The sequence below is a fragment of the Paenibacillus sp. GCM10027628 genome, from assembly GCF_042676385.1.
Lineage (GTDB): Bacteria > Bacillota > Bacilli > Paenibacillales > NBRC-103111 > Paenibacillus_E.
This window is the reverse complement of the sequence record NZ_JBHTHA010000013.1, coordinates 38989-57642: the sequence shown is the minus strand read 5'-3', so window position 1 is coordinate 57642 and position 18654 is coordinate 38989. Positions and strand designations below refer to the sequence as shown.

Below are 18654 nucleotides of genomic sequence, written 5' to 3'. Positions count from 1 at the left end.
ATAAATTCGTCATCCTATTATAACAAATGAAGCCTTGCTATTGAAAAAGGGAGCAATTATGTTATGATAAAACAAGAAAAGATACCGATCGGTATCTTCTATATATGGGATGGGGTGGAGTGTCAATGCAGGCAACGTGGTTCAAAGAGCCGAGATATGCTTGGATAGGTTTAGGTTCGCTTTGGATTATAGGGTTTATCGGGGCGCTAACGCGGTTCATCATGGCGTATTTCCAAGTGCAGATCGCTGAAGATTTGCACATGAACAGAGGGTTCATTTCGATGGCATGGTCAACCAACCTTCTTATCGCAGCCTGCTGTGCCCCTCTGGGAGGTTGGCTTGTTGATCGTTACGGCCCGAAGAAAGTGATGCTGTTCAGCACTGCCATGGGGATATTGGGTACAGGAATTGTCGTGTTGGGACATCATCCTATTGTTTTCTTTATCGGTTATGGGGTCATCTCCGGCTTGGTCGGTATCGGAAGCACCACCACGTATCTGCTTATGTTTGATTGGTTTCAGCATCATCGCGCCAAAGCGACAGCGCTGCTGACGAGTGCCTCTTCCGTAGGATTGGCCGTTAGTACGCCAATTTTCGTATCTTCCAGCTGGTTAACGTGGAAGGACGCTTTTATGGCATCACTGATCCTTGGTCTTCTCGTGACCTTGCCTGTTATTTGGCTTGGCATCAAAAGTCCGCAAAAGCACAAGGTGGACAGATCCACAGATATCGCTCCTGTCCCGGTGTTGCCATCAGCGGGTGTGACGCCATTCACGAGCAAAGCTGTGTATTGGCCGATCCTCATCGTAGTTGCCAGTGCGCTGTTCACCTGTGGATTCAATATGGGAACCGTTGAAATGAATCTGGTAGCCATCCATCAACTGGCTAACGTCCCGCCTAGCATGATCGCCATTTCCATGAGTGTGCTCGGGATAATGGAAATAACCGGTTCGCTCATTTTTGGATATTTTCTGGATCGGGTTAATAAGTTCGTCATGATGACGATTCTTTACGGCATTCGAATTATAGGGTTCGCTTTCCTCTTTATGCATGTCGGCTGGTCACCGGTACTCTTTGCCGTTGCATTCGGAATTACATACCTGAGTGCGATTCCAGGGGGGCTGCTCATCGTCAATGAGCTTGCCAAGGGAAGGGGAAAACAAACCGGGTTCCTGCTGCTCTTTCATCAAGGAGGCGGCATTCTTGGGGCACTGGTCGGAGGCGTTTCCTTTGATTTCTTTACCAATTATCAGGTATTAATCGGTGTTGATATTTTCATCTGCATACTCATCACGCTGGGTTATTTCTTGTTGTTTACGAGCGGCAGAAGACGGAATATTCGGCATCATCCGATAAAAGCTTCTGCCTGAGCGGCGTATGAATAAAATAAGCGGCTGTCGTTATCGCGGCAGCCGCTTACTCCTTTTTTTATAACCTTCCCCTACAGTGGGATCTCCTTTTTTAGGTTAGAATATCAATCTTGGCTACAAGTTAGTGGGTAAACCATGAGTATACATCGTTATACAATCAGTATGTTGCTTTAATGCATGAATTGTTTTTGGATTTGGCCGTGTAAATATTTCTAAATAGTCCACTTCGCCATATGCCGCACGCACCTGAAAAGCCAGCTTTTCTTCATATTCGGAAAATTCTGCATGAACGCCAACTTTATTCCCGCGTGCATCTAACCGAACCCATCTGCCTATAGATGTAAGATAAACGCCATTCAAAGCATGAAGGCAGTACCCGGTATCGGGCGTAACGCCTAGGGTAAGTCTTTGATAACAAAAACCGGCGGGGATCCCCTTGCTTCTTAATAGGGCACACAATAAATTAGACTTGGCGTAGCAAATGCCTTCCTTAAAGATGAGGGTTTCCGAGGCTTTACACGTAATTCGCGAACTTTGAATGTCCCAGGAATGAGAGATTTCATCACGGACAAATTCATAAGCTTTTTTTACATAATTAGTTTCGTTAAACGATTCGGCATATAATTCGGATGCTTTTTCTTGAATGAAAAGATGGCTGTAGTCAATTTCTTCCGTTTCTACTAAATAGTCTTCTAGAGCATTTGATTCGCAAGTTAAGATCATCTTCTCCTATTGCCCCTTTGAACAAATATATCATCGTATGCAAAAATGGTAAGTTAAGATATGAATTATTATGCATTATATCGAATTAATATACAATCAATTTTTGAGATAAAGAGCAATGACTAAGGAGAGTAATACGTGGCAATCAGAATTCATTGAACTCTGACGGGGTTTTCAGCAGGAGTCCTATCCCGGATTAGTTGGTACAGCAGGATCGTCGCTCTTTGGGTGCATAAATAGATAAGGAACGATATGAGCATCGTATAGCCGTTCTTATAGGTGAGCATTTTAAAAGTTAGAGCCAGCCACTCGGCCCCGATCGCCAGAAACGACCAGGCTATAATGTACGGGATTGCTTTCTTGGCATTTATTTCGAAAGCTTCGTAGAAATACATAAAAAAATATGAAAAAGGACTGTACATAAAGTAAGACAGCAAGTCAAAAAACTCATAATGGGGCGAATCATTGACGTCGTAATAATCGAACAGTCCCCCTCCAATAGTGAAGTCCCAGAATGTAGAGACTACAAACCCCCATAAGAAGAGCAGGAATGTACATTCCTTATTCAGCTTCGGGGGGAGCAACCAAGCTGCAAGGTAAGAAGCGAGAATTACGATAATGATGAACCACTCATTTTGATCGAATTTCCCGTAAGGTGTAATGTCCATAAGGCAAATCTCCTGTTTAAAATACGTTCCGATACCACCTAAGCGTTCCCATCGCAATGAAGAGCATAGCAAGTGTATAGATGGATGAATAGAGCAGAGACCATTTGTTATAGGTCATAATATGGGTCATTAAAGCTGTAATCTCGATGATAAGAAAAGTGAGCACGAACCCGGCAACCACAAGTCCCTTCGACCAAGCAGAGGAGTATATTAGCCATAAATTGAGATAAAGAAGCATGCCGTAAGGAATAATGACACTGCGGATAAGCAGAAAGGCAAGGTACTCCGGAATCTGATCGGATGCGGTGATCCAATGCCATTCTTCCACCAAGAACCAGGTTGCGTTAATAGAAATGGCTAGAAGCAGCAAAAAGAGGAATACACTTTCCTTGATTTGGATTGTACGAGGCATTACCGTATAGATCGATATAAGCAGCCATGTTACAATGGCGAAAATAATTAGCCCCATCCATGTTGCCCCATTCCTTATCCTTCGTTTAAAGAATCAGCGTTACATAGCATCTCCATAATTTTCATTAATATGTCGATGTCATTTCTGTCAAAGCGCTGACTGCCTGGCATAGGAAAATTAGACTCGTTTGCTAAAAGTAAGTATGATAAAATCATCTCTGAATATACATGCGAATTTGAAGTGTAGCATCGAAAAATATACTATAACGAGGTGAAGAAATGAAAAAACATGAAGGCCGATTCGGATCTTCACCGACTGGAGAAGGCTGCCCCGTAGAATTTACGCTGGATGTAATAGGTGGCAAATGGAAGGGTATTTTGCTCTATCATTTGATAGACGGAACGAAACGTTTCAACGAATTCCGCCGTATTTGTCCGAACATCACGCAGCGAATGCTGACATTACAGCTTCGGGAGCTGGAGAATGACGGCATCGTCCACCGCGAGGTGTATCAACAGGTGCCGCCGAAGGTGGAATATTCGTTAACCGAGTTTGGAACTACGCTCAAGCCCATTATTCTGAGTATGAAGCAGTGGGGCGAAATGTATAGAAATCATGAGGCTTTACAAAGCAAACCCACTACCTAATATGGAGGTAATGGGTTTTTTCTGCTTTGCGATCCTGAATGACTGTAATGGCGCCGGAGTTTCCCACATATAGACGATTGGTACGGAAGTTCAGTGCCATATTTCCGGGTGAATCTCCTGTGCGCAGCGTGGCGATGCGCGAGTTGGTGTATCCGCTATAGACGATCAGCTCCTTCTTTTCCGAATCACTGACAAAAAAATGGTTCGTCTGTGGATTCAAGGTGATCTCCGTAAAGGTTGGAATCTGCAGTGTTCTCAGTACTTTGTTCGAGAGTCCGTTCATGACGAAAAGTTTGCCGCGACCTTCAACCTGAGCACTGGTCACATAGATACGGTTCGTGACAGGATTGAGGGCTAAACCGCTTTGAAGGCGACCTAGATATGCAGGAACGCTCTTTTGATTCGTGCGGCCATTAATGACCGACAGGTAGCGGCTTAAGTTGTTCGCCACATAAATCCGATTCGTCCTCATATTCACGCTTGGTGCAATGATGGGATTTCTCCCCACTTTGATGACCGAGATCATCTTTTGCGTCTTCCCGTCGATAACATGAACGACATCATGTTCCGTATTGGTGACATAGATTCGGTTTGTACGTTCATTTATACCCAGAACCGACGGAGAACCGCCGACCTGCAGCGTCCTCAGGACACGATTGGAAATACCGCTAATGATGCTAATCGATCCGGACGTGTTTGCGACATAGATTCGATTGCTTGCTAAATGGATCCCGATGCCAAAGGGGTGCTCGCCAACGGGAATTGTCGTTATCACACGATGGGTCTTTCCATCAATGACCGAGACGGTGGCATCGCGGAAATTAGTTGAATAAATACGATTTGTACGAGAATTCACGGTAAGAAAGGTAGCTCCTTCGCCAACCTTAACGTTGCTTATCAGTTGATTCGTTTTTCCATCCAGTACGCCGACTTCATTTTCATTTTGAACAAAATAAACTTGGTTGGTCGCCGAATTCACCTTGATATCACCAACCGTCCCTGATACGGGAACGATCTTTATTACTTTTGGCTTCACTTGCCTCACCTTGACTCGGGCCGGGCGTTCTTTGTTTGAGGTCATGAGAGAGCTCCTTTCCATAGCAGCTTTTATCAATATATGGGTGGGCTGTCTATTTGGGAACTTAGCGAAAAGGCGAAGACTGAGAAATCACTTAGCAACGATTATTGCTTGGGAAATAAAAACTCTTATCCGTTTCACGCAGGCAGGGCAGATACTTTTGGGAAAAAGGCAAGCAAGCGTCGACGGCAGTGCTTGACCTCAGGTACAATGACATCAATGCTAACGATATAGGCTTTCCGTAAGGTAAGCCCCAAGGAGGACATACAATGGGATTATTTGATGGCTTGATGGGAAACGCCTCGGAGCTCAATTTGGCTGAAGTGAACAAGGAATTTACCCATGTGCTGGCGAAGTCCGAAACGATTGAGAAGGCATACAAACTCATCCGTGATTTATTTATTTTCACGAACAAAAGGCTTATTCTCGTGGATAAGCAAGGGCTATCCGGCAAGAAAATGGAGCTGCATTCGATTCCTTATAAAAGCATTACTCATTTCAGCATCGAAACGGCGGGAACTTTCGATCTGGATGCGGAAATGAAGATTTGGATCAGCAGCACGCATACGCCGATTGAGAAGAAGTTTAATAAGAGTTTGAATATCTATGAACTACAGAGCGTATTGGCGGAATACGTGTTGAAGTAGGAAAAAGCTTAGCTGGAAGGGCTGTCGGCCCATCTGACTAAGCTTTTTTTCTGTGGTGAGGGGTCTGCACTCCCACCCAACGTTTGCGCTGGGGAATTACCTCCCCTCTCCCCCTCTTTTACCATTCGGAAAAAACAGGGACTGCCGTAGGGTGAGAGGCCAGTGAGTGAGTATCTTTTGCCTGGAAGGCCTCTAGGGGCCGCTACAGACGACTTGAACGGGAACGTGCTGGCTGTAAGATCCCAAATGGGTCTTACGGCGGAGCGAGTCTTGATGAACGCTGCAACTCGGAGCTTTGAACCGATCGAGCACCGTGCGGCCGATCGGCATCCCGCCCGCCTACCCTACCGCAGGTTCGCGCGCTTCAGCAAGCGCTGGATCGAGCGGTTCGCCTCCGGCAGGACAATGTCCTTGTCAACCGTCCGCATGATGCGGTTCTCCATGACGATCTTACCGTTAATGATCGTCGTTTCAACATCGGCGCGCGTTGCGGAGTACACGATGCGGGAGATCGGATCCACGTCGAAGGACGGATACACGTGGAAGTTGTTCAGGTCGAGAATCGCCAGGTCGGCTTTCTTGCCGACTTCGAGGCTACCGATCTCTTTTTCCATACCGACGGCTTTTGCCCCTCCGATCGTCGCCATGCGGAACACCTTGCGCGCATCCATTGCCGTTGGGCCGTGTACCGGCTTCTGAATCAGCGCAGCTAGGCGCATCTCGTTAAACATGTCGAGATTATTGTTGCACGGTGCTCCATCGGCGCCAAGGCTGACGGAGATATCAAGCTCCAGCATCTCCGGCGTATCCGCGATCCCCGAGGCTAGCTTGAGGTTCGAGCCGGGGCAATGACTTACATGAACGCCGCGATCATGAATGATCCGTTTTTCTTCGTCATCAAGCCAAATGCAGTGTGCGAGAATGAGTCGCTCATTCGCCAAACCGAGATGGTCGAGATAGACGACGTTACGCATCCCTGTTTCCGCCTGCACGATGGCGATCTCGCCTTGATTTTCGGATGCGTGCGTGTGCACTTTTACATTGTACTGTTCGGATAAGTTGCGGACTTCCCGCAGCAGTTCTTCGGTACAAGAGATGACAAAACGCGGAGAAAACGCATATTGGATGCGTCCTCCGTCGTGTCCGTTCCATTTTTCCAATAAATCAACGCTCTGTTGAAGCGAATCGGATGTTTTTTCCTGCAGGGGGAGCGGCACTTCATCCCCTTTATCCATCATGACTTTGCCGGATAGCGCGCGAATGCCGCTCTCTGCAATCGCTTGAAAAGCGTGATCGGTGTGATGGACGGTTTCCATATCGACGATCGTTGTGGTACCGCTTTGGATCAGCTCGCCAATACCGAGCATCGCGGAATAATAGAGCGATTCCTCATCGTGCGACGCTTCCAGCGGCCAGATCCGCTTTTTCAGCCAATCAAGCAGCTCCAGGTCATCCCCTTTGCCGCGGAATAACGTTTGGCACAAGTGAATGTGTGTTTGGATAAAGCCGGGAATGATCGTCCGGTTCTTGGCATCAATAACTTTGTCGACCTGCGGGGGATTCAAATCGGGCCCGATCGCGGCGATCCGATCGTTTTCAATGAAGATGTCGCCTGTGATAATGTCCCCGTCTCCGTTCATCGTGATGATTTCTGCATGCTTGATTAACAAGTTTGCCATCGCGTGAAAACCTCCTATTTCCTCTTCCTTATTGGTGCAGTTCTCCAAGGCATAAAAAAACTAGCTATGAAAAATATGCCTGAGACGCACATTTTTCGTAGCTAGAAATTTACGGTTTCTAAGTAGAGACCCTTAATCCAATCATTAAGGTTATACGAAATGGATGTATTCAATTCCCTTCTAGGGTAAATGCTATGTGAGGATTTGTCAATATTGTGTGAGCTAATTTCACTCGAAAATGAATCAAATGTAGGAAAATGAAGCGAGAAATGTAGAAATGAGTCAGTAACTGCATTTTCATGAGAATATATGTAACAATGAAAAGGTACCGGTTTCTATTCATTCCGGGTGATTGTGAGTACTGCTGCCAACAGCGAACGGAGTCGTAATCCCCTCATACATAAGATGCATCGTCATTCCTGATGCCGCGTGCGTAAGATTATGACAATGATCCATCCAAAGGCCGGGATTATCGGCGATGAAGGCGACTTCATAGGTATCGCCCGGCCTTACTTCCAGGGTGTCCGACCACCACGGGCTGCCTGTTGAAGGTTTGCCGTTATGTGAAAGCACAAGCACGTGATGGCCGTGCAAATGCATCGGATGCTCGACAACGCCGCGGTTCACAATCGTCGTTTTCACGAGGTCGCCTTCCCGCACCATAAACATCGGCGTATTCGGAAACACCTCGCCATTCAGCGTATAAAGAAAATTGAAATTACCGTTATAGAAGCCTAATTTATTATCCAAAATCATTGTAAATTCTCTCGTAAACTTGCTGTTGGCATCGAAAGGTGTTGCTGCCTTTTGCCCATAATGGAGCGGATCGAAAGGCGTTGTTGCAGGGATTTCAGGAAGATCCCCCTGCCCGTCCGGACTCATGAACACACCGAGATTTTTTTTGCTGCCGACACTAAGGAACACGGGGTGCTCCGGCATGATGAACGTAATATCGTATCGCCCCCCGGTTGTTAATTCCAAGTGTGTGTTAGCGAGCACATCCGGCTTGTTGAGAGAAGTGCCATCTATAGCGGCAACTTCAAAATGAGTACCGGTCAGCGTGTACTTTTGGGTTACCCAATCGTCCGTATTTATAAGTCTCATGCGGACCGGCGTTCCTGGCGCGATAGTCATCCGTTCCACTGTATCGGACGCGCCAATGGCGAGATCGGCATTTTTCCATTCATGGGTGAGCACAGTCATATCTTTTTCTTGAGGCTGCGCATGTTGAATCGTTTGAGTTGGCTGCGTTAACTCCGTTTTCTGATCCGGTTGCTTTGGTTCGACAATGAGAGCTCCGAATAAGCCTTTGCTGACAGCTTCTTGAGAATCCTGATGGGAATGATACCAGAACGTTCCTGCTTGCTCCGCGCGAAAACGATATGTGTAGGTTTCACCCGGCATGACGGCGTTCTGTGTCGCGCCAGCGACGCCGTCCTCCGCGTTGGGCACGTCCAGGCCGTGCCAGTGCAAGGTTACACCCTGTTCGATATCTTGATTCACCAGGGTGACTTCAATCAGCTCCCCTTCCCTAACGCGCAGCTCCGGACCAGGAATCTGACCGTTGAATGTCCAGGCATCGACCTTTTTACCGGAACTCAGCTGCACGATCTGCTTTTGCGCTGTTAGTGTGAACTGACGATCCGGCGTCCCGGCTTGCGGCCCTGTCAGCTCGGTCACGGATACAAGCTTGCCGTTTGAACCGGCCATCGTGCTCATCGTACTGTCAGCATTCATGTGATGCTGATGTGTAGTCATGTCAGAAGCAACCGCCCCCTTCCCGTATTCGGCGATACCGCTGGCCATATTCAGCTCAGCAGGCAACTGACTGTTGTTCGTGCCGTAATTGATTAGCAAGCCGACGGCTGCGGCGATGACGGCGAGCACGCCAGTCATGGTTAAGGCGCGCTTCCAAAGAGCCGGTACCGCATATACTTCTAATTTGCCGATTTGCATGCAGCGAAACGAGTGTCTCCACCATAAGGCTATTGTGACCAACAGATATAAAGCAACGGGTATCCCAATTTTGATCCATTGAAAAGGAACCGGCGGCACTAATGCGAAATAAAGGGCAGTTAGCGCGCCCAATGGCATCATTTGGAATGGTACAATAAGTCCAGGTGCAGCGGCAGCTTGATACACTGAAATTTCTATTGAATCCACCGTTGCATCGGCAGGATTCCCTTGATTGCTGGTCATTTTGCGCAGTTTCCACAGCTTGGGCACCGCCATGAACCAAATAGCTGCGATCGGCAGCAGCACTAAAGGGGTATGAATAAACAAACGGTCTTGCCAAAATAAAGGGTCGAAAGACTGCTGCATCCAATAGGCAACTCCGCCGATCGCAGCGGCCGGAACCGCCAGAAACCAGGACCAGAAAAGCAGCTTACGCGCTTTACGATGCATGCGTTCACGGTTTCGGCTATAGAGCAACCGGGATGCCTTCACCGAGGCAATCCACGAAAACAAGCATAAAAGCAATATGAGCACCAGCTCAGTTGGAACAAATGCGCTATACAAAATAAACCCTCCTAAGAATCGATGACCTCATTGTACGATCGATGTCGAACGGCGCAAACCGTCCTGAGACTAAGAGGGCACCTAGACCAAAGTTGGGGATACAGTTCACGAGGTATGCGATCCCTGCACTCATTCTTACGGGCAGACAGGATGCGATCTGCGGCTACCAGGATCCGTGGCAAACGCTGATGAATGTGTTCCCGCGCGCGACATTTGCCGTCTTGGATGGAGCCGGCCATCTGCTCCCTATGGAGCAGCCGAACGTGTTCCAGGCGCTGACTTTGGATTGGCTCGAACGTGTGGATAAGCAGTAACCGCTTACTTTTCCACAGGGGCAAAGAATTTTTCTTGCATTTTCCTGTGGATAAAGTTTGCGTTTTCAAAACCGATGTGGTAAGATGAAATCAATCGACAAAGAACCTGAATTCACATATTGTAAAGGGTTAACATTTGTGTGATGGAACCTTGTACAATGTGTGAATTTTTTTCTTTTGAAGAATAAAAAAACATGTTAATAATTTTTTGGAGGTATTTTCCATGCAAACAGGTACAGTTAAATGGTTTAACGCAGAAAAAGGTTTCGGTTTCATCGAAGTTGAAGGCGGAAACGACGTATTCGTACACTTCTCCGCAATCCAAGGCGACGGTTTCAAAACTTTGGACGAAGGCCAACGCGTTGAGTTCAACGTAGTTCAAGGCAACCGCGGACCACAAGCAGAAAACGTTGTAAAACTGTAAGCTAATTAAAAAAGCTGCCCTTAACAAGTGTAAGGGCAGCTTTTTCAATTCAGGGGAGGGCTGTCATGTATTCCAGAAAAAAGTCGCTTGAAGAGATGCCTCTAGAAAATGTGACAATATGGTCTTGTGAAAAAGAAGGCTGTAAGGGCTGGATGCGGGATAATTTTGCATTCGAATACGTACCGACCTGTCATCTCTGCCAGTCAACCATGGTTCGAAGTGTGAAGCTGCTTCCTGTTGTGAATAATACCAATTATGATCAAAAATCGCTTAAAAAAGGCGTACAAATATAGACCCATACAGTGAAAACCATCCACCACGGAAACGCAATATGTTCCGGGCCGGGTGGTTTTTTTGTTGAATTTGGAATAATAGGGAAAGGGCTAAAGAAAAGAGGCGATTTTCGAGTGAATATTCCGTTTAAGCAAAATAAATGGCTGCAGTTGCTGGTCGTGGTGTTGGCTATCTTTTGGGTTGTATTGGCTATTCGTCCCACGAACCGTACGCAATGGTTTTTAGAAAATTTGCTGCTGATTGCAGCACTGCTAACCCTTGCTCTCACCTATAAAAAGTTCAGTTTTTCGAATTTGTCCTATACTTTGATATTCATCTTCCTTTGCCTACATGCCTACGCGGCTCACTATGCGTATCAAAATACACCGTTTGATGTGTGGTTGAAAGCTTCATTTCACACGCAGCGCAGTTATTTTGACCGCGTGGTTCATTTTGCATTCGGACTTTGTTGGACTTACCCGTTCCGGGAGTTGTACGTCTGTATTTCCACGCAGCGCAAACTTTGGACCTATGTCATTCCAGCCGCAGTCGTTTTTAGTTGCAGCGCATTTTTTGAGATTCTTGAAGTTGCCGTTGCTTACGCGGCCAGTTTGATTGGCAGGGCCGGTCAGGTTGGCGAGGATTATCTCGGACTTCAAGGGGATATCTATGATTCGCAAAAGGACATGGGACTTGGGCTCTTGGGCGCCATAGTCGCTATGGGGATCACTGCAGGAATTATTCGGGCCAAAGAGAAATAAATAAGAAGTGATTGAGATTGGATGAATGCGAGGGGGAGCAGGCCTGGATGAAACCGCGAAAGATGCGTCAAGGAAACCGTACTTCGCTGCTTTACACGCCGAAATATTGGCTTCTTCTAACTATCTTCTGCTTACTGACTGCCAGTATCGTCGTATATATAGGAAAGCAGCAAGGGGTGCCGGTTCCTTCTGCTCAGCAGAAGGACATTACGAAAGCAGCAGAGCAGCCGACAACGGCGCCTATCCATCGGAGTGCGCTCGATTTTCATATGACGAACTTCGAACAAGGCTGGTTGCGATTCACAGACGGCATGATGAAGACGGATGATGGGGGCGCGCATTGGCAGGAGACAAAGGCCGGTATTCCGGACGAGCCTGCTCAGGGTAAAGAGGTCACAGATGCAGCAATGCTCGGATTGCTAGATCCCGGCAAAAATCAGCCATTGGCCAGCTTGACGGTTGGAGCCAAAACGTATGCCGTCAAACAATCCCAATTTCTAACGGATCAAATCGGGTGGGCACTGGTGGAAGGGGCTGATGAGCTTAAGACGCCTTTATTGGTGACGGCAGACGGAGGGCAAACCTGGAACGATGAGGTGACATCAAGCACTCGTACCGCGATGCTCGAAGAAAAAGAACGACTTCAAAAGCTGCAGAAAGAAGCAGCCTTATATGCAAACGCTGATATCGCCAAGTTGACGCTCCGCGCGGAATGGGCACTTCTGCCGGATACGTCGGCTCCGGGAGATGTTGTGCTGGTTCGCCGCAATAAGCCGGGAAAAATAGAATGGCAAGGCAAAACTTATACCTTGCAACCTTTCGGGGCGGGTTATTTTACCTATTTGCCGATCACGATGCAGGCTAAGCCTGGGAAGTACCCGATCGGTGACAGAACGCTAACCATACAAGCAAAGAAATTTGATACGCAGTATTTAAAGGTGACAGAGCAAATGGAGAGCATGAAGCAGGATACCGGCCGTATCCAGGCGGACCAGAAGAAGATCGATCTGGCGCGCAGCAAATCCGAGCCGGCATTCCTGTTCAGCGGGCCGTTCGTGCAGCCGGTTGAGGGGATTTTGACCACCCCGTATGGGTACACCCGTTATGTGAACGGGAAATACGACAGCTCGCACATGGCCATTGATCTGGCCGCGAAGGAAGGCACCCCGATCAAGGCTACGAATGACGGCGTCGTCGCGCTGGCCGAGAGCCTGTACCTGACCGGCAATTCCATCTATATCGACCATGGGATGGGGCTTTTCTCGCAGTACGCCCATCTCTCGGAGCTGCGTGTAAAAGCGGGCGACCGTGTTAAGCAGGGCGATATCATTGGTCTTGTCGGCACGACCGGCTTCTCCACGGGGCCGCATCTGCACTTCACCTTTTGGGCGCATAATGTGCAGGTCAACCCGGATCTATTTTTCAAAACGACGCCATTTCAGTGGGTAAAGGCTAGTGATGGAAAATAACAGGTCGGGTCGGGCACACTCCGTTAAATCAAAAAAGGATCAACGTGAAGTCAGAGCGGCTTCATGTTGATCCTCTTTTTGTGTATGGACGGTTACACTACCTGTTGAAACTGGTTTGCATACAGCTCGTAGTAATGCCCGCGCCGCGCGAGCAGCTCCTCGTGCGTCCCTCGCTCCACGATCTCGCCGCCGTGGATAACGAGAATCACGCTCGCTTCGCGGATCGTGCTGAGCTGGTGGGCGATCACGAAGCTCGTTCGCCGTGGAAAGTCCGGGTGAGACGGCAACCAGCGATTCGACAATCTGATCGGAAATACCGCATCGGTTTTTGTTTTTTAAACCAGTTTTAAACTTACGGCCCTATGATGAAAAAGGAAGAAATTTGTCTTTTTTTATGCGTTAAGGGGGATTTGAGTTGCGAAATTTAGGACTTTTGATGCGGTTGTTGCTTATTTGCTCGATGCTGATTCTATTGCCGATACATGCCTTCGCACAAAGTATGACGGGTATTCATATTGATGATGTAGTGAAAGCGATGCTAGAGCATCCGGACCAGTTGGATAAAAATCATGATAACCAATTAAGCGCCGATGAAGTGAGGGCGGCTTTGAAAGAAATTGACCCTTTGAACGGCGCTGCGCCAGCAGAAGGTACGATCCAGGGAAAGGTCTTGGATCAAAAATCCGCACCTGTGAAGGGTGCCTTTATTAAGGTGACGGATCTGGGGATTACAACCGAAACGGACAATGAAGGTAATTATAGGTTGAGCCATGTTCCGCTTTTTACGGCTAACCACCAGATTGAAATTTTCAAGAGTGGATTTACGACGGAACATATCAATGGGATTGGCGTATTTAGCAGGGGGCTGATTACGGTTCCGGCCGTTACGCTGAAGGTGCCTGCGGGGAGCATGACGGTCCCTGAAGTCACATCCCTAACTTCAACGGGTTCTCTTGTCACCGTAGAACTGGCGGTCCCGAATTCAGGAATCTTAAAACTCCCTAACGGATGGGAAGCAGCTTGGGATTATGCTTTTACACCGGAAGCAGCGCCTGCAGCTGAGGACCTTCATTTCGCTGAAGAAGTAGGTAGTGTTACGCTTGTCAACGAGCCGGGGCATGCTGTCTTTTCATTATCGTTTAATCGAGATATACAGGATGGGGACAAGTTATCTATAGGTGATTTGATCGCGGATGCCGAAGGACACGCATTAATTCCGGTCACTTACGCTTATCAGAATGGCCTCTGGACGGTTTCGCCAAACACAGAGGGGAACGAAACCGTCACGTTCGACGAGGTTCCTCCCTTGGTACATCAGTGGCCGAATTTTTCAGGTACAATCCTTGAACCCGACGGTTATAGCTACGCTCAGCTCGGAATTAGCCTCAAAAATGAGCAGAACAAGTATTTAACGGCTCCAAGCTTTGACGGCGAGGATGTTCCGGGATCGTTTAGCTCGCCTTCAATCGTTTGGTTGCCAGTCTTTGTTTCTCCGTATAAAGGTGAAGATGGGGCCTACGGCTGGCATTCAAGTACTTCCGGCTCATACCTGCAGGGAAGCTACACGGCGACTATCGGACTTCGTAAACAAGACGGGACCGTTGAGCCTAAAGCTACATACAGCTTTTATTTAGATAATGTGCCGACTGTACAGGTGAAGGAGACGACGGTGCCGAAGAACGCTGCGAATAGCTTGCATGCGATGGTGGATGAACCGTCAACCTTATATCTGGTTCCATCGCGTTTACCTCAATACAACTCTGAATCACTGTTGGAGGCCATTAACCCGGCTCTGAAGAAAGTATATAGCACCCAAGCGACCGACTCCGTGGCCTTGGATGTAACAGGCTTGCCCGCAGGCAGTTATCAGCTTTACGCAGTGGATTCAGCCGGTAATGTATCATGGCCTGCCACCTATACGCCTGCACCTCCATATACGAATATCATCACCATTACAGAAACGGATGGGCAGGTAGCGGGTTCCTACAAGGATGCGATAACGGGTGCCGCTTTGGCCGACGCTGATGTGAATTTAACGGTTAATGGAATCACGACGAGCACGAAAACAAGTGTGAATGGTGAGTTTGCTTTTGCAGATGTACCGACAGGAGAAGCCGTCATCGATGTGGCCAAAACAGGGTACCGCAATGCGAAGCAGACCGGAGTTCATGTATCTGCAGGTCCGAATACGGTGCAACTGACAACGGTCAGCGATGCGGAACTGACATCTGAAGCGGATATGATCAAGGCCATGCAATCATCGGTCCAAGATTTTAATGTATCGCTTGCGGGCTTCTATACGGGACGGTTGACTAAACAGTCCGAAGCTGGAATGGCACCGCTCTTTATCTCGACTGAAGGTAGCGACGAAACCGCGATCGTTCGCAATTTGAGCGAGTTGCAAGCGGCTTTAAATAACGATCATGTGAGTACGATTGACATGCTTGCTTCCATTATCGAAATTTTCAATCAGCTGCAATTCCCGCCGAGAACGGTCAAGTTGGTGAGCGGAAGCGCGAAAACGTTAGAGGTACAAGGATATTCCGGTACAACGCCCCATGTGTCCCTAGCCAATGTTACGATGTCGCCTGATGCCGTAGGTCCCGAACTGGCAGCTAGTACCGATACTGTCATGCGTGGCGTAGAAGGTGTGTCCGTCAAAATGAATAAACAAGGTTGGGTATATATTGTACCGGCCAGTGCGAATGTAACCGATTGGACTTCTTTAATGAATGTGATGAGCAGCGATGATTATATCAATCGCAGGAGTATGGTAACCTATTTGGATGCCGGTCAGATTAACCAATTTACGCCTATCATTACAGGAGATTTGCCTGTAGGCGATTATCGCATTATTGGTCTGGATGTCTCGAATAATATGTCGCAGGAGCAGCTCCCTCTCGTGATTACACCGAATACGATCCCGGCAAATTTCATAAGCATATCTGCGACTTCGGTTCATCCGGGTGATACGATGCAGGTGAAAGTAGACAAGCAAGCGAGGCTCTATCTGGTTCCTCAAAGTGTAACCGGAGCTACATATGAAGAAGCGCTTGCATCCAACACCCGCAGCAACTATGTCTGGGCAAATGCGGATCAATCGGTCAACTTCTTGGTCTATCCGCAAGAAATGCCTGGCAACTACTATCTGTATGCCATAGAAACATTAGGCGGTAATATATCTCACTCTGAAGTTATTGAAATTCACTATACGCTAAGTCAAGCGGCGAATTTCATTCGAACGACGGATAGCTCTAATTTGAGCAAGGAAATATTATCGGATTTGGGTGTCCAACGAGTGAATGAGGTGTTAATGGCATCATATCGAACGGAGATAGCTTCCAAACGGGCAGCTGAATTATATCCGCTTAGCGATACGGACTTGGCGACAGCCGTTCAAACGATCATCGATCAAGTCAATACAGGTTCATAAAGATTACAAGCTGCTTTCAAACCATTTGAAGGCAGCTTTTTCATGTAAGTTTTCCGCGAATTGTGTCGTTTTTTTCTTGTGAGTCTTGGGATATCAATGCTAAGCTACATACATAATGAAAACAGCAATGGAGATCAAATGGATGAGAGTCTTTTTCACGCTAATCGTTGCACTCGTCTCGTTGTTACATGCTTTGCCCGTCCATGCTCAAGAGGGTCCGGTTTGGTCGCCCGGTGTGCTGGACCTCACTTCCGTGGATATCCCCCATATGAGTAATTTGCCGCTTGAGGGAGAGTGGGAATTGTACTGGCAGCAGTTATTGGATCCAATGGGGATACAAGAAGGGATGGCAACAAAGCCTGCATACGTGAAGGTCCCATCCAAATGGGGCTCTTATACGCTGGAAGGCAAACCGCTTTCCAATCAAGGCTACGCCACATACAGGCTAGTCATCAAAATGCCGCATACCGCCTATCCGCCATCGATGGCTCTGTATATGCGGGGGACGGCAACGTCTTTTCGGCTTTGGATGAATGGCCATGAAATTGCCGGCAATGGTGTGGTGGGTACGTCCAGGGCGACGATGGTGGCCATGAATTATCCGAAAATCGTTCACTTTCAGCCGCAGGAAGGGGATAACGAACTGGTTATTCAAGTGTCCAACTTTGTGCAGCGCAAAGGGGGCATTTGGGAAGCACCCCGCTTGGGCAATGCCGAAGCGATATCACACGAACGTACGACAAGATTCTCTTCCGAGCTTTTTATTGTGGGCGGTTTGCTGGTTATGGGGATTTACCACGTCAGCCTGTTTTTATTTCGAAAAAAAGACCCCGCACCGCTGTATTTCGGCTTGTTATGTCTTTCCGTATCGGCCAGGATCGTCGTCGTAGGCGAGGCTACGGCAATCTACTTATTTCCCGGTCTGAGCTGGGAGGCTGCAGTAAAAATCGAATACATCTCTGTGTTTTTAGCTATGCTGATGCTCGTGTTGTTCGTACAAGGCGAATACTCCAAAAGCAAAGGTTCGTTTGTTAAAAAGACCTCGTATCTCGTACAAGGCTTATTCACGCTTTTCGTGCTGTTGACTCCGGCGAGGGTGTATACATTGACTATGCTGCCCTACCAGCTGTTGGTGATCGTTCCTGTTCTTATATATATCCTTTTTATGTACATTCGGGCGTTTATGAGGAACCAAGAAGGCTCTCTTTACAATTTATTCGGCTTTATCGCATTTGGGGCTTCTGCCGCCTTGGAGATTCTATTGAATAATCAGGTCGTGGCGATCGGAAGTTTTGTTCCATACGGGATTCTGTTCTTCTTGCTTACGCAGTCCTTGAATATCTCCTCTAAATTTTCAAGAACGTACCGTCATGCAGAGGCGCTTAGCGCGCAGCTTCAAATCATTAATGAGTCGCTTGAACGCACCGTGGAGGCGCGAACCTTAGACTTGCAGCAAACCAACAGGCACCTCGAAGCGGCGAATGCGGAGCTTTCCCGGATGGCGCAGTTCCGACGCCAATTATTATCTGATGTTTCGCATGAATTGGGGACGCCACTGACGACGATCCGTGGCTATGCCAGCGCCATGATTGACGGTTTTACAGAAGACCACATAAAATATGCCCAGCGTATTTATGAGCGAACCTATCTCATGGAGCGGCTGATACATGACATTATGGAATTGATGAAGCTGGAAACGCGTCAAATCCGTTTCGATTTTCAGCGGATCAAGGCTATCCCGTTTTTCCAAAAGATTTACCATCTTTATGAGGCTGAGGCGCAGGAACATACGATGAGCTTGCAAGTCGAAGAATCTGCTCAGGCTGCCGAGCACGGTCTCGTGGCGTTCATGAATGCCGATCCGCTCCGACTGGAGCAAGTGATCTCCAATCTTCTGTCCAATGCGCGCAAATATACGCCTGCGGGAGGGCAGATTACGCTTGAAGTAGTTACCCGGTATACAGGTGAACGGCAAGGTGAAGCTACTTTTCGCGTGAAGGATACGGGCAGGGGTATCCCTGAAGGGGAGCGGGAGCGTGTTTTCGAGCGGTTTTACCGAGCGAGCGAAAGGGAGCGAACCGGATTGCGCGGGAGTGGCTTAGGGCTTTCTATTAGCAAGGAAATAATTATGTATCATCATGGCCAAATCGGGCTGGAGCATACGTCAGATACGGGAAGTATCTTTTATTTCAAGCTTCCTATGGAGTGGGTCCGTATTGCAGACAAGGAGAGGTAA

17 protein-coding genes and 1 riboswitch are annotated in these 18654 nt (G+C 47.8%); of the genes, 10 read left to right on the top strand and 7 right to left on the bottom strand.

Going from position 1 to position 18654, the window contains the following annotated elements:
• The first annotated feature begins 125 nt into the window (after window positions 1-125).
• Window positions 126-1370 (top strand): MFS transporter, encoded by a 1245-nt coding sequence (locus tag ACFQZT_RS13660; protein ID WP_379300653.1) that lies wholly within the window; start codon window positions 126-128, stop codon window positions 1368-1370.
• A 114-nt stretch (window positions 1371-1484) separates the two neighbouring features.
• Here ACFQZT_RS13660 and ACFQZT_RS13655 read toward each other — a convergent pair whose 3' ends face one another.
• The 3 genes from ACFQZT_RS13655 to ACFQZT_RS13645 form a co-directional block, all read right to left on the bottom strand.
• Window positions 1485-2093, bottom strand: coding sequence for a transglutaminase-like domain-containing protein (locus ACFQZT_RS13655; protein ID WP_379300651.1), 609 nt, complete (start codon window positions 2091-2093; stop codon window positions 1485-1487).
• A gap of 152 nt (window positions 2094-2245) precedes the next feature.
• Window positions 2246-2761: a hypothetical protein gene (locus ACFQZT_RS13650; RefSeq protein WP_379300649.1), complete on the bottom strand. Its 516-nt coding sequence runs from the start codon at window positions 2759-2761 to the stop codon at window positions 2246-2248.
• Window positions 2762-2777: 16 nt separating this feature from the next.
• Window positions 2778-3230 (bottom strand): hypothetical protein, encoded by a 453-nt coding sequence (locus ACFQZT_RS13645; RefSeq protein ID WP_379300647.1) that lies wholly within the window; start codon window positions 3228-3230, stop codon window positions 2778-2780.
• A 221-nt stretch (window positions 3231-3451) separates the two neighbouring features.
• Here ACFQZT_RS13645 and ACFQZT_RS13640 point away from each other — a divergent pair, with 221 nt between their 5' ends.
• On the top strand, window positions 3452-3820 hold the full coding sequence (locus ACFQZT_RS13640) for a winged helix-turn-helix transcriptional regulator (RefSeq protein WP_379300645.1): 369 nt from the start codon (window positions 3452-3454) through the stop codon (window positions 3818-3820).
• Here the strand turns inward: ACFQZT_RS13640 and ACFQZT_RS13635 are convergent.
• Window positions 3813-4901: a YncE family protein gene (locus ACFQZT_RS13635; RefSeq protein WP_379300643.1), complete on the bottom strand. Its 1089-nt coding sequence runs from the start codon at window positions 4899-4901 to the stop codon at window positions 3813-3815. The two genes, ACFQZT_RS13640 and ACFQZT_RS13635, sit on opposite strands and share 8 nt — an antisense overlap.
• A gap of 266 nt (window positions 4902-5167) precedes the next feature.
• Between ACFQZT_RS13635 and ACFQZT_RS13630 the strand changes: the two genes are divergently transcribed.
• Window positions 5168-5545, top strand: a complete 378-nt coding sequence (locus ACFQZT_RS13630; protein WP_379300641.1) for a PH domain-containing protein — start codon at window positions 5168-5170, stop codon at window positions 5543-5545.
• Between the two features lie 344 nt (window positions 5546-5889).
• Here ACFQZT_RS13630 and ACFQZT_RS13625 read toward each other — a convergent pair whose 3' ends face one another.
• Together ACFQZT_RS13625 and ACFQZT_RS13620 are read right to left on the bottom strand one after the other, a co-directional pair.
• Entirely contained in the window at window positions 5890-7224 is a 1335-nt protein-coding gene (locus tag ACFQZT_RS13625) for a 5'-deoxyadenosine deaminase (RefSeq protein WP_379300639.1), read from the bottom strand.
• Between the two features lie 78 nt (window positions 7225-7302).
• A riboswitch (purine riboswitch) is annotated at window positions 7303-7402 on the bottom strand.
• Window positions 7403-7563: 161 nt separating this feature from the next.
• Window positions 7564-9744 (bottom strand): multicopper oxidase family protein, encoded by a 2181-nt coding sequence (locus ACFQZT_RS13620; protein WP_379300637.1) that lies wholly within the window; start codon window positions 9742-9744, stop codon window positions 7564-7566.
• A gap of 92 nt (window positions 9745-9836) precedes the next feature.
• Between ACFQZT_RS13620 and ACFQZT_RS13615 the strand changes: the two genes are divergently transcribed.
• The 5 genes from ACFQZT_RS13615 (at window position 9837) to ACFQZT_RS13595 (ending at window position 12985) form a co-directional block, all read left to right on the top strand.
• Window positions 9837-10058 (top strand): alpha/beta fold hydrolase, encoded by a 222-nt coding sequence (locus tag ACFQZT_RS13615; RefSeq protein WP_379300635.1) that lies wholly within the window; start codon window positions 9837-9839, stop codon window positions 10056-10058.
• Between the two features lie 223 nt (window positions 10059-10281).
• Window positions 10282-10482, top strand: coding sequence for a cold-shock protein (locus ACFQZT_RS13610; RefSeq protein ID WP_054817005.1), 201 nt, complete (start codon window positions 10282-10284; stop codon window positions 10480-10482).
• 65 nt (window positions 10483-10547) lie between these two features.
• Window positions 10548-10775, top strand: a complete 228-nt coding sequence (locus tag ACFQZT_RS13605) for a cold-shock protein (protein ID WP_379300632.1) — start codon at window positions 10548-10550, stop codon at window positions 10773-10775.
• A gap of 114 nt (window positions 10776-10889) precedes the next feature.
• Window positions 10890-11516: a DUF2238 domain-containing protein gene (locus ACFQZT_RS13600; RefSeq protein ID WP_379300630.1), complete on the top strand. Its 627-nt coding sequence runs from the start codon at window positions 10890-10892 to the stop codon at window positions 11514-11516.
• 47 nt (window positions 11517-11563) lie between these two features.
• Entirely contained in the window at window positions 11564-12985 is a 1422-nt protein-coding gene (locus ACFQZT_RS13595) for a peptidoglycan DD-metalloendopeptidase family protein (RefSeq protein ID WP_379300628.1), read from the top strand.
• Window positions 12986-13077: 92 nt separating this feature from the next.
• On the opposite strand, the gene ACFQZT_RS13590 is transcribed toward ACFQZT_RS13595, so the two are convergent.
• Window positions 13078-13233 carry a hypothetical protein gene (locus tag ACFQZT_RS13590; protein ID WP_379300781.1) on the bottom strand — a complete coding sequence of 52 codons (156 nt, stop codon included), beginning with the start codon at window positions 13231-13233 and terminating at the stop codon, window positions 13078-13080.
• A 167-nt stretch (window positions 13234-13400) separates the two neighbouring features.
• Here ACFQZT_RS13590 and ACFQZT_RS13585 point away from each other — a divergent pair, with 167 nt between their 5' ends.
• Complete coding sequence (locus ACFQZT_RS13585) at window positions 13401-16418, top strand: carboxypeptidase-like regulatory domain-containing protein (protein WP_379300626.1); 3018 nt, start codon at window positions 13401-13403, stop codon at window positions 16416-16418.
• Window positions 16419-16560: 142 nt separating this feature from the next.
• Window positions 16561-18654 (top strand): sensor histidine kinase, encoded by a 2094-nt coding sequence (locus ACFQZT_RS13580; protein WP_379300624.1) that lies wholly within the window; start codon window positions 16561-16563, stop codon window positions 18652-18654.

Coding starts and splice junctions, on each gene's coding strand:
- ACFQZT_RS13625 (WP_379300639.1), bottom strand. CDS start 7,224: ATGGCAAACTTGTTAATCAAGCATGCAGAAATCATCACGATGAACGGA.
- ACFQZT_RS13595 (WP_379300628.1), top strand. CDS start 11,564: ATGAAACCGCGAAAGATGCGTCAAGGAAACCGTACTTCGCTGCTTTAC.
- ACFQZT_RS13635 (WP_379300643.1), bottom strand. CDS start 4,901: ATGACCTCAAACAAAGAACGCCCGGCCCGAGTCAAGGTGAGGCAAGTG.
- ACFQZT_RS13645 (WP_379300647.1), bottom strand. CDS start 3,230: ATGGGGCTAATTATTTTCGCCATTGTAACATGGCTGCTTATATCGATC.
- ACFQZT_RS13640 (WP_379300645.1), top strand. CDS start 3,452: ATGAAAAAACATGAAGGCCGATTCGGATCTTCACCGACTGGAGAAGGC.
- ACFQZT_RS13610 (WP_054817005.1), top strand. CDS start 10,282: ATGCAAACAGGTACAGTTAAATGGTTTAACGCAGAAAAAGGTTTCGGT.
- ACFQZT_RS13655 (WP_379300651.1), bottom strand. CDS start 2,093: ATGATCTTAACTTGCGAATCAAATGCTCTAGAAGACTATTTAGTAGAA.
- ACFQZT_RS13630 (WP_379300641.1), top strand. CDS start 5,168: ATGGGATTATTTGATGGCTTGATGGGAAACGCCTCGGAGCTCAATTTG.
- ACFQZT_RS13660 (WP_379300653.1), top strand. CDS start 126: ATGCAGGCAACGTGGTTCAAAGAGCCGAGATATGCTTGGATAGGTTTA.
- ACFQZT_RS13605 (WP_379300632.1), top strand. CDS start 10,548: ATGTATTCCAGAAAAAAGTCGCTTGAAGAGATGCCTCTAGAAAATGTG.
- ACFQZT_RS13580 (WP_379300624.1), top strand. CDS start 16,561: ATGAGAGTCTTTTTCACGCTAATCGTTGCACTCGTCTCGTTGTTACAT.
- ACFQZT_RS13650 (WP_379300649.1), bottom strand. CDS start 2,761: ATGGACATTACACCTTACGGGAAATTCGATCAAAATGAGTGGTTCATC.